Source organism: Coprothermobacter platensis DSM 11748, from assembly GCF_000378005.1.
GTDB classification, from domain to species: domain Bacteria; phylum Coprothermobacterota; class Coprothermobacteria; order Coprothermobacterales; family Coprothermobacteraceae; genus Coprothermobacter; species Coprothermobacter platensis.
In genome coordinates this window covers 1,405,054-1,418,154 of the sequence record NZ_KB899040.1, presented here as the reverse complement: position 1 = coordinate 1,418,154, position 13,101 = coordinate 1,405,054, and the positions used below count along the sequence as shown (strand labels likewise).

At 41.6% G+C, this 13,101-nt stretch carries 13 protein-coding genes; 11 read left to right on the top strand and 2 right to left on the bottom strand.

Features of this window, described 5'->3' with window-relative positions; all coding sequences use genetic code 11:
- From D890_RS0107420 to gatB, 4 genes are all read left to right on the top strand, one after another.
- Nucleotides 1-1,872, top strand: a 1,872-nt coding sequence (locus D890_RS0107420) for a peptide ABC transporter substrate-binding protein (protein ID WP_018963891.1), incomplete at its 5' end; no start/stop codon positions are given.
- 131 nt (nt 1,873-2,003) lie between these two features.
- Entirely contained in the window at nt 2,004-2,297 is a 294-nt protein-coding gene (locus tag D890_RS0107415; RefSeq protein ID WP_245533164.1) for an Asp-tRNA(Asn)/Glu-tRNA(Gln) amidotransferase subunit GatC, read from the top strand.
- A gap of 7 nt (nt 2,298-2,304) precedes the next feature.
- The gene (gatA, locus tag D890_RS0107410) at nt 2,305-3,714 is read left to right on the top strand and encodes an Asp-tRNA(Asn)/Glu-tRNA(Gln) amidotransferase subunit GatA (RefSeq protein ID WP_018963889.1); all 1,410 of its coding nucleotides are present in this window, start codon (nt 2,305-2,307) and stop codon (nt 3,712-3,714) included.
- Nucleotides 3,711-5,126, top strand: a complete 1,416-nt coding sequence (gene gatB, locus D890_RS0107405; RefSeq protein WP_018963888.1) for an Asp-tRNA(Asn)/Glu-tRNA(Gln) amidotransferase subunit GatB — start codon at nt 3,711-3,713, stop codon at nt 5,124-5,126. Before gatA ends, gatB begins: the two co-directional genes overlap by 4 nt.
- Here gatB and D890_RS0107400 read toward each other — a convergent pair.
- Complete coding sequence (locus D890_RS0107400) at nt 5,116-6,321, bottom strand: hypothetical protein (protein WP_018963887.1); 1,206 nt, start codon at nt 6,319-6,321, stop codon at nt 5,116-5,118. The two genes, gatB and D890_RS0107400, sit on opposite strands and share 11 nt — an antisense overlap.
- Nucleotides 6,322-6,528: 207 nt before the next feature.
- The gene (locus D890_RS0107395) at nt 6,529-6,900 is read right to left on the bottom strand and encodes a hypothetical protein (protein ID WP_018963886.1); all 372 of its coding nucleotides are present in this window, start codon (nt 6,898-6,900) and stop codon (nt 6,529-6,531) included.
- A gap of 21 nt (nt 6,901-6,921) precedes the next feature.
- Between D890_RS0107395 and D890_RS0107390 the strand changes: the two genes are divergently transcribed.
- From D890_RS0107390 to D890_RS0107355, 7 genes are all read left to right on the top strand, one after another.
- Nucleotides 6,922-7,419, top strand: coding sequence for a macro domain-containing protein (locus tag D890_RS0107390; protein ID WP_026291354.1), 498 nt, complete (start codon nt 6,922-6,924; stop codon nt 7,417-7,419).
- Nucleotides 7,406-8,440: a periplasmic substrate-binding domain-containing protein gene (locus D890_RS0107385; protein WP_018963884.1), complete on the top strand. Its 1,035-nt coding sequence runs from the start codon at nt 7,406-7,408 to the stop codon at nt 8,438-8,440. The genes D890_RS0107390 and D890_RS0107385 overlap by 14 nt, the downstream gene beginning before the upstream one ends.
- A 7-nt stretch (nt 8,441-8,447) precedes the next feature.
- The gene (locus tag D890_RS0107380; protein ID WP_018963883.1) at nt 8,448-8,852 is read left to right on the top strand and encodes a GNAT family N-acetyltransferase; all 405 of its coding nucleotides are present in this window, start codon (nt 8,448-8,450) and stop codon (nt 8,850-8,852) included.
- A gap of 6 nt (nt 8,853-8,858) precedes the next feature.
- Nucleotides 8,859-9,338 (top strand): ferritin family protein, encoded by a 480-nt coding sequence (locus tag D890_RS0107375; RefSeq protein ID WP_018963882.1) that lies wholly within the window; start codon nt 8,859-8,861, stop codon nt 9,336-9,338.
- 543 nt (nt 9,339-9,881) lie between these two features.
- On the top strand, nt 9,882-11,867 hold the full coding sequence (locus tag D890_RS08005; RefSeq protein WP_018963881.1) for a stalk domain-containing protein: 1,986 nt from the start codon (nt 9,882-9,884) through the stop codon (nt 11,865-11,867).
- A 201-nt stretch (nt 11,868-12,068) separates the two neighbouring features.
- On the top strand, nt 12,069-12,254 hold the full coding sequence (locus tag D890_RS08000; RefSeq protein WP_156802706.1) for a hypothetical protein: 186 nt from the start codon (nt 12,069-12,071) through the stop codon (nt 12,252-12,254).
- A gap of 121 nt (nt 12,255-12,375) precedes the next feature.
- Nucleotides 12,376-13,092 (top strand): hypothetical protein, encoded by a 717-nt coding sequence (locus D890_RS0107355; protein ID WP_018963878.1) that lies wholly within the window; start codon nt 12,376-12,378, stop codon nt 13,090-13,092.
- Nucleotides 13,093-13,101: the final 9 nt, after the last annotated feature.

The window sequence follows — 13,101 nt, the reverse complement described above, 5'->3', positions numbered from 1 at the left end:
AGGCAACCGGGACGTTTGATTGCAGCAGACAAAGCTGCAACCAGAGGTGAAGCGGCGTACACCATTTACAAGATGAAATGGCCTGTTAAAAAAGGTGGCCAGCTCTACGTCATAGAAGACCAAGAGCCAGCTACATTGTTCTATGCCCTCGATGACATGACAGCGATGATCCAAGTATTGGGGTTTGTAATGGATCAACCACAAGGTTCTGATTGGCGGCAAAACTGGTGGCCAGAACTTGAACGTTGGGTACCTACCACTGAGAATGGCAAACAAGTCATTTACAGCACACCGCAAACCATTACTTTGCAAGACGGCACCAAAGTACCTATTTACATGAGGTATGACTTTGGCCTAAGGCAAGGCCTTAAGTGGGCAGATGGCCAGCCTATTACAGCCGATGACCTCATTTTTACAGTGTTACTTTACCTTTCCAAGAATATGCCTGTTTATAACATCGATCCTTACGATAGTGTAGCAAGGATTGAGAAGCTTGACAACTACACCATTAGGGTCTATTTCACATCCATAGATCCGCAGAGTCCTTATGACATATTTGCCAAATATGGTTTTTCTTTGTACCCGAAACATTGGTTTGAGCAAAATGTCATGAAAACAACCTTAACCATCCCGAATACAGTCGATTTCGTACTCAAACACAATGCCAACTTGGCGTACATCGCTGATGAATCCTACACCATACCGAAGACACTTAAAGAGGTCATGGATAAGAATGCTGAGGCCATATCCAGCAGCAGCTTTAACACAAAACCCGTGTATAGTGGGCCATACAAAGTAACTAACTGGGTTCAAAAGAGCTACATCGAAATGGCACCAGACCCCAACTTTATCCTTGGTCAGGGGTTATTTGACAAGGTCATAGTCGGCTTTAGAAGTGCTCAGTCAGGATTAGCAGAACTGCTTAAAGGTCAGCCAGATGTAGCTTTAGTCGGTGTAGTCGATACCCAAAATTCGAAAGCACTCTCTTCCAACAAAGCGTTCTTGAACATGTACAAACTAAACAATATCCCCTCAACGTATTTTGAACATTTTGTGGTTAATTACGATGATCCGAAAAACGTACCAACGAATCCACAGCCAGGTACAGCTTATACTCATCCTATCCTGAGTGATATCAAAGTAAGGCAAGCTCTATCCTATTCCATAAACAGACAAGATGTATCTAACCGTGTTTATTATGGAATGAGACCTGTATGCTACAACTTTGTGTTGCCTGGCAGTAAATATGACGAGCCTTCCTTAAAGGATGTGTTTACCTATAACCCAGCAAAAGCAACGACACTTTTACAACAAGCAGGTTACACAAAGGGCAGCGATGGCATCTATTCAAAGAGTGGAACAAAGTTAAGTTTGATTGCTCAAACAACCAACAGGGCAGATCGAATCAGCGCTCTGCAGGTTATCCAGCAGCAGTACAAGCAGGTTGGTATTAACCTGACCATACAGCCCATGGATGCTGGACCATTCTTCGATGATTTACTACCCCACAGAACCTTTGAGATGGCGCTGTTTGCTTGGGGCCAGGATACCATCCTTGAGCCAGGAAATAATACGTTGTATCAATCAAGGTTTATACCGTCATCTGCAAATGGTTACCAAGGCCAAAACTATGGCGGATTCAGAAATGCTGATGCCGACGCTTTAATAAGCAAATGGAATAGCTTTAACACCACAGAACGAGTCCAGGCATATAAAGATTTCTCCAAGAACTTCTACGGTGTCTATATTCCAGAAATACCACTTTACTGGCAGGATCAGCATGACGCAGTGAAGCTGAATATCGAAGGTTATGATATGGGCTTGGATGTTTCTGCTCATACGTGGAACTCCGCTTGGTGGTATAGAGAGTAAAAATACTTCATTTTGGAAGTTGTTGCAAATATTGATGGGAAAGGGCGTCCAGTGAAAGCTGAGACGCCCTTTCCCATTTCCAGATGCCTTATAATTAATGAAAACTGCTCATAGAACAATCTACATAGGAGGTGCTCTTATTGTTTAACATATCCCCAGAAATACTGAAGCACTTGGAAGAGTTAGCTCAACTGGAATTACCTGAAGGGCTGGAAGAAAAAATGCTCCAGGACTTGAACCACATACTCGGTACGTTCCAAATCATAAGCAGAGTGGAAGTGCCACCTGAAACAACAACAGCATTTTCATCGCCACTTCGAGAAGATGAACCTAAATCTTTTGAAAATGCATCACAATTACTGGGACAATCAAGGCTTCAAGATGGCCTATTAAAAGTAAAACCCGTTTTAGAGGAAGAGGACTGATGTTCCCATGGACGATGTAAAAACCATATTTTCCAAGCGAGAAGCAAATGAAATAACCTTTACCCACCTTATGGAAGAAACATTAAAAGAACTTTCCCATGATGACGAATTGCATGCATTTTTGTTCATCAGAAATGCCGATGAGTTGATGGCTGATGCGAAAGCGGCAGACAACGCATGGGATGAAGGACAGCGCAAACCTCTTCTTGGAATACCCATTGCCATAAAGGACAACATGTGCGTAACGGGTTTACCGTGTACCTGTGGAAGCAAAATATTGGAACATTTTGTGGCGCCTTACGATGCCACAGCCGTAAAGAAATTAAAAGATGCAGGAGCCATCATTGTCGGAAAGACAAATCTTGATGAATTTGCCATGGGCAGCTCAAGTGAGAACTCTGCTTTTGGCCCCACAAGAAATCCGCTGGATAAAACGTGTTCTCCGGGTGGTTCATCAGGAGGTTCCGCCGCAGCAGTGGCATCCGGTATGTCCTTGCTTGCTCTTGGAAGTGATACAGGCGGATCGGTAAGACAGCCTGCTGCATTTACAGGTACGTTTGGTTTTAAGCCCAGTTATGGCGCTATCTCCCGATATGGTTTAGTGGCTTTTGCCTCCTCTTTAGACCAAATTGGAGTTTTGGCAAAGCACCCAGAAGATGTAATACTGGCGTCTTCTGTTCTTTTTGGCCAAGACCCCATGGATAGCACCAGCAGAGATATTCCGATGGCACCACAACCCGAAGCAAGCAATGTGAAAAGAGTAGGCATCGTAAAAGAAATCGATTCAAACATGCTGGACAAAGATGTCAAACACGCTTATGATAGCTTTATAAACTACTTGTCACGCACATACGAAGTTGTAGAAATTTCTATTCCACATTGGGAAGAAGCTCTGGCTGCCTATTATTTCATAGCACCAGCAGAAGCTTCTTCAAATTTATCTCGTTACGATGGTGTAAGGTATGGTACGACCATGGAAGCTGAAAACTACTCAGAAAGCATTAGAAAGACAAGGAATTTATTTGGTGAAGAAGTCAAACGGCGTATTCTTTTGGGTTCTTTTGCTTTGTCCGCTGGCTACAAAGATGCTCTTTATGAAAAAGCTAATTACCTAAGGCAGTGGCTTGTTTTTGAATTCGACCAAGTATTTCAAAACGTTGATATGGTGCTTACACCCACTACCCCCACACCGCCGTTCAAGCTGGGAGAAATAAAAGACCCACTGGATCTTTATAAAGCTGATTTGTTCACAACACCTGCGAACTTGGCTTATTTGCCTGCAATAAACATGCCTTATCCGTTCCAAGAAAACAAAAAGGACTTACCCATAGGTTTGCAGTTCATCGCTCCCTTCGGTGAAGATCACAAACTACTTAGTTTCATAAACGAATTATGGCAGGGGGCTGAAGAATTATGAATTTCAAATTTGTAGCTGGCTTGGAAATACATGTGCAATTGAATACGAAAACAAAAATGTTTTGTAGCTGCCCCACTGAAGGGCTAGATGTTCCTAATACGCGTGTATGTCCTGTATGCTTAGGATATCCAGGGACGCTTCCTGTAATAAATCGTGAAGCGGTGATAATGGCAATTGCCCTTGGAAAGGCGCTAAATGGCCACATTAACATGATTTCGCGCTTTCACAGAAAGAATTATTTCTATCCGGATTTACCCAAGGGTTATCAAATTACGCAGGGCGATGTTCCCATCATAGAAAACGCCGTACTGCCGTTATCCACGGGTAAAAATATACCCATTAAACGCATGCATTTAGAAGAAGATGCAGCAAAAAGTGTGCATGTAAGCAGTAGCGGTAGATTAGCAGGCGCGCAGGAAACATTGCTTGACTTCAATAGGTCAGGTGTACCGCTCATAGAAATTGTGACCGACCCTGTTTTTGAATCTCCTGAAGAAGCTACGCTTTTTGTAGAAGAACTCCAAGCGACACTGAGATACCTCGGGATAAGCAATGCTCAAATGGAACTTGGCCAACTTCGATGCGATGTGAACGTTTCTGTGGAAGTGGACGGAAAAGAAGGTACACGTGTTGAAATAAAGAACCTGAACTCCACTCGATCCATACGCCAAGCCTTAACTTATGAATACAACCGTCACGTAGAAGCATACAAACGGGGTGAAAACATTATTACGGAAACGCTTGCCTTCGATGAAAAAACAGGCAAAACCCGAACCATGCGCACGAAACAATCATCCGCCGATTATCGTTATTTTCCAGAACCAGACTTACCGCCCCTGATCCTCACAGAAGAACTCTTTGAGGAAGCAAATAGATACAATGGTAGCTTTCTTGATGCCTACCATAATGCTCTTTCTTGGACTAATAAAGAAGCAGATGCACGAACGTTGGCACTTAACAAAGACCAGTACATGCTGTACAGCAGCTTAGCAGAAAAAGGTTTTGATAAGAAGCTGCTAAATAGGATGATTCTCATCGATTTGCCTAACATACTCAGCGAAGTTGCAAAAACATGGGGAGACGTGGACAAAACATTTTTAAATAGTATTTTGCAGCTTCAGCAAGATGGAAAAATTACACCTGCTGTGGCAAAAGACCTGCTGTGGCAAGCGGCTCGAGGCAATGACCCAATGAAGTATGCAGAAGAGCATGAGCTACTTAAACATGAGAATATCGATATAAAGCAGATCATTTCGGATGTTCTACAGCAGAATCCAGATGCCGTCGAAAAATACAAAAAAGGCAACGCAAACGTAATTGGATTTCTGCTGGGACAGGTTATGAAAAAAACAAAAGGTACTGTGGATCCAAATCAAACACGTGCATTATTGGAACAAATGCTCAATGAATGATCCGAACAAACATGTAAGGAGCGCTACCTTCATTGGAAGGTAAAGCGTTCCTTACAATGCTGTTTCTAATGGCTGCATTGTCGCCATAGATATGACCGCTTACAGTAGTACCATTCACATTACTCTTTGTTGCTGTTAGCGTTACGTTGTCTAAGGTGCTTAGCGTAGCAGTAATATTCTCTGCCTGTAAGGTAATTGCTTTTATGGAGGCATTGGCTATTTCAACATTCTTGGCACCTATAGTTAAATTTGCATAGTAACCATCTTCTAAATGTATATTGCATCCTTGAAAGAGAGAATTCTCTGAAGGGATTATGATTTCCTCTTTGCCGTCTAATAGTTTCAAATCACTGTCATAGGTCAAAGATAGCGTCGGGGTAGTTAGAACATAACTTGCTGTGCCCAGCATTAGCTTGCCTGCTTCACATCTGTAAATGTTATCAAAAAGTAATTCCTGGGATTGATTTCTTTTCCTCCATAAAACGACTTCAGGCAATACATGTTTCATGCCATCATCAAAGCTTACTACCTTTTGCTTTTCACCTTCGCAGTTTCCATAAATGGTGTAATAGCACATTGAAGATGATTGAAAAATAAGGTTGCTGTACTCATATCCTAAATCGTTAGCTTTTGTGCCCGCGCCTGCATAGTAATACCAGTCTTTGTATTCCGTAGTTTTCATACCTTTCATACCAACGAAAATTACTGTCGTGCTAGTAGAGGTAAGATACAGCTTCCCCGATATATTGGGCATCCACGTTGTTTGTGTCATATGGTAAGGCTTTTCCGTAAGTAGTTTTCTTACACCATACGTATATAACTTACCTACAGCGATGTTGCCTTCTACTCTGCTATCGCTATCTAAAGAAAAATCCCTATTTACGTTGACCACAAAATCGGGTACCCACTCAATATCAAAAACCTTTACCATTTTCCTGTATTTAATAGCAATGTTACTATTTCCCCAATCAATACTACAACCATTAAAATGGTTGACCTTATCACCTTTTATGTTGAATATCTGTTCAGAAGCATCAGCGCATTCTTCTATATGAATACTGTCTAATGCTTTTTGCTCCAAGAGCTTTTCATAAACTACGGCAAATATAGATAACCCCATGAGCACAAAAACCAAACTGGTTATTATAATAAGCGGAAGCAGTGTGGCACTACCGCGTAAGAATTTTGAAATCATGCTCCCCTACTCTCACAATGAAACATCTCGGTCCAAAAATGCTTTCCTCTTGTTCGTTTGCTCCGCTTCGTAAAAGAACTGATTGCAGCGAACTTTTCTGAGTAAGAGTTGATGGAGCACTTCTTAATTCGTTAAAAGCAAAACGCATATAACCAAACAGAAGAAGTATAAGGCACGCAGAAGCGGACAAAGCGAGAATAACTTCTATTAAGGTAAAAGCCTGGAGACTCTTGTTTTTGTAATAGTGTGGTCTTTCCAATGTACGGTTACCGTAGTATCTTTGAAATCTTCTGAACAAAACGGCACCTCTTGCGCAGAAGCACCAAAGCCGGAGCAACCACGCGTTACAATCCTTGCCACGGTATACTTTTGTTCGTCAACCCAAACATCAAAGTTGGTAGCCGTTTCAGAATACCAAGGCGCATTATATAGCTGCTCATACATTATCGTGAAAGCCACATTCCTTTCTTTCATATACATATCTACACCATGAATTTCCCTTGAGGCACCCAGTAAAAGCATACCCGCCATTAACATTAAGATTAACGATATGAGCACGTCAGCATAGGAAAATCCCATGATTTATACTATAATAACACCATGAGAATCTTTCTGTTTAAGGGGGATTTAACTATCCTTGATACAGAAGCCGTGGTAAACGCTGCCAATGGCATGGGACCTATGGGCGGCGGTGTAGCATATGCAATAAAGAACGTTGGAGGTTCCATCATTGAAGAGGAAGCAACAAACCTTTGCAAAAAAGATGGACCGTTTAAGCCAGGCAGTGTTTATGTTACTACGGGTGGTAAGAAATGGAAGTACGTTGTACACGCAGTTACAATGACTTATCCTGCCGAATTGGCAGATTATGACTCTACTAAGCAAGCGTTGACAAATGCCATAAGGAAAGCGATGGAACTCAACATAAAGACATTGGCTTTACCAGCATTGGGTATGGGCGTGGGCGAGCTTCAACCTCAGCCTTTGGCACGTCAATATGCCAGCGTTTTCACATCTATGAAGGACGAAAACATAGATATAGTAGTATGTGCTTTTGACAAACGATTTCTCATGGAGCTTATCAATGAAATGGATTAGCGCTATTCTTGTTTTCGTTATCCTCATAGGAGGAGGCACTTTCTACTGGCAAAGGTTGCAAAGCAGTAAAGTTATATATGTGTTCCTGCCTGAGGAACCGACTGCAAGCGTTAACCCGTGGACTGCATTCACACCTGCAGACAAAACGATACTTTACAACACAAGACGAACATTGTTTAAATATGATAAGCAGAACTCCAGCTACGTGGCTATCCCCGATTTGGCAGAAACGGCTACAACAAAAGATAAAATTCATTGGGAAATTGCTCTGAAGCCAGAAATAACTGCATCACAAGTTATTGCAACATGGTCAGAGACATTGAAGAAAGGTAACCCCACTGTGGTGGGAAAGCTGTTCTTTTACATCGATGGTGGGCAAGATTATAAGAATAATACAGGAGCATTTTCTGGCTTGAGGGCAAAATCGGCAACAGTTCTGGACATAACAACGACTTTCCCTATGAATTTACCGATGTTACTTGCCGATCCTGTTTTTTCCACGTCTGTTACCACCAACGTGGTATATGATAAAAACACACTCAGTAAAGGAAAAACCAATATCATTTTCACAAATGAAAAAGATAAAGCTGATATTATTTGGACTGAAGGAGATAGTTTGTTCTCAGGAGAATTCAATTACGTTATTTCTTCCACCTTTTTGCCTACATCCACATCTACCAGATGCTTTAGCGTACCCATAGCAAATTTGTCCAATGTGGAAACATACACACCCACAGCATTTTTCGTTCCACCACAAAAACCAGCTAAAGGTAAAGCAAGTTTGTACCCATGGCAGTTAGACTATCCAGATGCCAGTGCATTTAGATTAGGTATGGCTGTACTCCTGAATAACCCGCAGGTAGCTTCTTCTACATTGCCCCTTACAACATTAATGGATAAAAACCTTATTTACGTTTCCGATATGAAATGTTACAGCTTGGCTATAAACAGCCGCATAAGTAATCTTCAAACATATTTGGACATTATGGATTTTTCCAAAATTTCAAAGAAGGTGTTGTGATCTAAGCATGTCCCCCTATGTTGGCAGAAGGGCCACTGAAGATGATGTGGTAGATCTTGCTCAATGGGCACCTTATCCCAAGAATCAAAGAACTGCTTTTATACAGAGCCTTCTCAATTATTTGCGCGTTCCTTACGCTCGTGTCGTCGTAGTGGAAAAAGATGGTCAGCTTGTGGGTTTTGCGCTTTTGTGGTTCAAACATTCGGCAGTTACACAAAATATGACCGCAGAAATAAAGGATTTCATCCTCAGAGATGCCACGGACAAGGAAGCAATGAGAGTTCTTTTAACGACATGCGAAGAAGTAGCAAAAAACATGGGTGCTACACAAGTGGAAATCTATTGTGAAAACACGGATTTAAGTGATTATGGTTATAATACCTTTACAAGTCTTTGGAGGAAAGGGGTGTGATTAACGATGGTAAAAGACAATATGAATGCTAAAGAAGCATTAAGCTATGCCATACATGCAGAAATCGAAGCGAACGAGTTTTATTTAAACTGGGCATTGAACACAAGCGATGCCGCTGCAAAAAAAGAACTGGAAGAATTAGCCGACTGGGAAGCCAAACATCGAGACCAGCTCACTTCCATTTATGAAAAACGATTCAATGAAAAATTCCAACCTGTGCCGGGGCTTACAGTGGAACCCGCCTTGAAGGTGAAAACCGATGAATTTAAAGATGTTTACAATGTCCTACGCATCGCATCCACTGCTTACATTACAGAATTAACATCCTCTGAATATTACAGCGATTTAGCAAAGAAGTTCATAGAAGACAAAGAACTTAATAAACTATTCAGCGACTTATCGGATATGGAAAAGAGCCATATGCAAATCATGTTAGAACGTTATTTGAGGCTTCGAGAAGACCTAAATGGTCCGCTAATGCTGTAAAAGAAATTTGTTCAAGAAGAGAACAGAAAAGCCGCAGTCTTGCGAACAGCAAGAAGACTGCGGCTTTTCTGTTCTAAACGATATATGTTGAAACGTTATAGGCTTAAAACACCATTTTAATTCATATAGTGCAGTTAATTGTGGTAAGCAATAAGCAAACACATATTTATATTTTTGCAACACACGAGGCCAAACAAAACAGCTTTAAAGTTGTTTAACACTAAACAAATGTGTTTTTTAATTGACAACATATTCCACATTATTGACAGAATATAAAATATAGTGTAAACTATGCTCAAGAATTATTATCCAGATTGCGGAGGATAGGAAGGGAGGAGAAAAGGTTATCAAAACTGTTTTGGCTCATCAGGGAAAAACATGTTTCATGACAAAAAATGCTATTTGATGCATTAGGATGTCCAAATAAAATGGACACTCATTGCTAAGGTAAAAGAGTAGTTTTTCCACCTCGCGGTAGATAAAAAAACGGTTAGAAACACCTTAAAAAAGTATCAAAAGGTAGATTTTTCAGGAGGTGGGGAAATGACCAAAAATATGAAGTTTGTCAAGCAAGTAATTGTGATAGTAGCCCTCTTAGGATTAGTTATCAGCATGGTGCCCATAGGTAAAGTTTCTGCAGTTATTCCTGAATATGACAAATGGTACAGAGTATCTGACTTCAGGTTCGACCAGATCGTGTTTGATCCCCAAGACCCGCAGCTGGTTTATGCAGCCTTGTCTGGTTCAAATGAAACAAACAGAGGAATTTTTGTATCCTCGGACGGAGGGGACCATTGGTCACTTTTAGGATTGAGTTGTTGTTCAATAGTAGACATTGTTATTGATCCTACGAATACCCAAATAATTTACGCAGCAGCAAGCGACTTAGGAGGAGACTATGGTGTTTTCAAATCCATGGATAAAGGCCAGACATGGACACCCATCAATGATGGTTTCCGTGACTGCCCTGGAGGAACATGCCGCGTCGATTGTCTTGCCATAAATCCATCAAATCCTAATGAACTTTATGCTGGATTCTGGGGTGTTTTCAGGTCTACAAACGGTGGGCAAACATGGGAAAAACGTGGGCTGCATTTTACTTACGTTTACCCCATTGTTATCGACCCCAAAGATCCTGGAACTGTGTATGCCGGAACGGACAGGGCACGTGGTGTCTACAAATTTGCAAGTAGTGGTACGGACTGGGTTGAAGTAAACAATGGGCTTACAGACTTTACCATCTATGACCTTGCAATTGACCCCATAAACACACAGATACTTTACGCCTCAACAGGTGACGGCGTATTCAAAACCACAGATGGTGGAAAAAGCTGGGTAAAGAAGCATGAACATACTAATGTAAGAAGCATCGCTATCGATCCCAAGAACAATCAAGTTGTTTACTTCGCAAGTGCGTATCCCGGGATCGGAGTACAAAAATCAAATGACAGTGGTAATAGCTGGGTTCCAATAAATAACGGCTTACCATTCCTTGAGACCTCTCTTATAAAAGTTAACCCACATGATACTCGGATTTTACTGGCAGGTGTAAGTTCTTCTGCTGGTGGGACATACAAGATGATCCAATCTGCAGGTGCACCAAACTACCCTGTGAGCAACCTAAAAGCATACCCCGGAAATGGCAAAGTCGCACTTGAGTGGAATGCCCCAGCTGATACAAGCAATGTCTCTGGATACTACGTGTACAGAGGTCCTTATTCTGGTAAGTACGACGAGCCTGCGTCTGACTTCCCCATTGAAGGAACAAGTTATGTGGATGAGAATGTAGAAAACGGCAAAACTTATTACTACACTGTCAGAGCCGTCCACAAAGACAATACCGTATCCCCTGCTTCAAATGAAGTTTCAGCAGTACCCAAAGCTCCTACACCGCCTGTAGTTAATATTCCGGACAATGCTAAAGCAACAAGCTCTCAGTACACCTTCACTGGCAAAGTAGACCCAGGGTCAACGGTTACCGTGAATGGCAAGCAGGTGAACGTAGATGCCTCAGGTAACTTCACAGCCGTGGTGGCCTTAGCGTCAGGAACCAATACCATCACCATACAGGTTACGAACAAAGCAGGAGACACAGTGACAGTAAAGAAAACTGTTATCTACGGTTCTGCCACAACACCCACAAGTAAGTTGACCATCGTCTTGAAAATAGGCGACCCATATATGACGGTAAACGGTGCAAAGAAAGAAATTGATCCTGGTAGAACCACTGCGCCCGTCATAGTAAAAGGGCGCACGCTGCTACCTATAAGGGCGCTCATAGAAACAATGGGAGGCAGCGTTGCGTGGAATGACACGGCAAGAGCAGTTACCATAAAGCTCAAAACCACGACCATAGTGCTTACCATAGATAAGAAGCAGGCAACGGTAAATGGGAAAGCAAAAGATATGGATGTAGCTCCACAGATTATTAACGGACGCACCATGGTGCCTTTAAGGTTTGTAACTGAGCAATTGGGGTGCCAAGTAGTCTGGAATGCTGACACTAAAACAGTAACGATAAAGTACTAAAGCTCCGATTCGTTTGCCTCAACAGATGCCGCCTCACAATAGTGAGGCGGCATTTTAATGGGTTGCCAAGCACCTTCTAAAAATGTAAGGAAAAAGACGCTGGAGCGATAGACGGAACGCCACTTGCTCGCACCTACAGCGCAGAGCATATTGGCTATGGACATATCACTGTTTTGTAGAATGTGCGAATAAAAGTCCGAAATGGCCAAAAAAAGCCCTGTTATTGACAAAAACGTGTCTGGAGAATCCGAGCTTCTTAGGAGCATTTTTATTTGTATGAAATGGGACAAACCAAATCATGCGTCAAAAATAAAGAATGTCTGCCTAAACATGAAGAAAACACCTACGCCGGCAACAGACAAGAAATACATTGCGGCAGATATGTGAAAAATTTAGACATTACCACAACAATATGTGTTACTTTTGTGGTATAAGGAAAAGATTAGATATAAAGTAAATTTGTGTTTCGTCTTATTTGATTTCTCTCTTATGGAAGAAGGGGGTTATTATGAAAAAATTATTGGCTATTTGTATGTGTGTGGTAATGCTGTTTGTATGTGCGAGTTGTAAGCCATCATCTGCAGCCAACTCGCCAGCTCCATCAAGTCAAACAGGTTCGCTTTCAAATTCTGATTCGCTTACGCCAACCTCGCAAACAAAGACTTTAGTATTCGCAGAAGATGACAATACGAAGGCGATGTTCCACTTTGGCATGACACGGGACCAAGTAAAACAGGTCTTGACTGATAATCAGCTACAGTTGGAACCAAATGACTATGGGTATTCAGATGAAGAAATCTTAAACCAACTCGGCTTTCGTATTATAGGCGGAATAGATATAGGCTATGATGCAGAAAGTGGCCTATTGAACGAACTAATCATATTTCCAACATCGGATACAGAGTTTTTCAGCCCATATGCGACACAAAAAGGGCTAAAAATAGGCGATCCAGTGGAAATGGTTACAAAACTATATGGTGAACCTTTAGAAAAAAATACCATTGGTGACGTCGTTAATGATGATCTATGCACAGCATACCACTATGTTCTGCCAATTAATACGAGTGGCTATTACAAAGAATATGAACAAATAACTGGTTCACATACTTACAGTAATTCAGCTAAGAAAGGTGTAGATTTGATAATTCATACTTCACTAATGAAAGGCGACAAGTTCAATAGAGTTGAGAGTATTGTTTATTACGTAGGAAGAGCTTTCGATTAGTCGAGCATT

Coding starts and splice junctions, on each gene's coding strand:
- gatB (WP_018963888.1), top strand. CDS start 3,711: ATGAATTTCAAATTTGTAGCTGGCTTGGAAATACATGTGCAATTGAAT.
- D890_RS0107380 (WP_018963883.1), top strand. CDS start 8,448: ATGTCCCCCTATGTTGGCAGAAGGGCCACTGAAGATGATGTGGTAGAT.
- D890_RS0107395 (WP_018963886.1), bottom strand. CDS start 6,900: ATGGGATTTTCCTATGCTGACGTGCTCATATCGTTAATCTTAATGTTA.
- D890_RS0107390 (WP_026291354.1), top strand. CDS start 6,922: ATGAGAATCTTTCTGTTTAAGGGGGATTTAACTATCCTTGATACAGAA.
- D890_RS0107375 (WP_018963882.1), top strand. CDS start 8,859: ATGGTAAAAGACAATATGAATGCTAAAGAAGCATTAAGCTATGCCATA.
- gatA (WP_018963889.1), top strand. CDS start 2,305: ATGGACGATGTAAAAACCATATTTTCCAAGCGAGAAGCAAATGAAATA.
- D890_RS0107400 (WP_018963887.1), bottom strand. CDS start 6,321: ATGATTTCAAAATTCTTACGCGGTAGTGCCACACTGCTTCCGCTTATT.
- D890_RS08005 (WP_018963881.1), top strand. CDS start 9,882: ATGACCAAAAATATGAAGTTTGTCAAGCAAGTAATTGTGATAGTAGCC.
- D890_RS08000 (WP_156802706.1), top strand. CDS start 12,069: ATGGCCAAAAAAAGCCCTGTTATTGACAAAAACGTGTCTGGAGAATCC.
- D890_RS0107355 (WP_018963878.1), top strand. CDS start 12,376: ATGAAAAAATTATTGGCTATTTGTATGTGTGTGGTAATGCTGTTTGTA.
- D890_RS0107385 (WP_018963884.1), top strand. CDS start 7,406: ATGAAATGGATTAGCGCTATTCTTGTTTTCGTTATCCTCATAGGAGGA.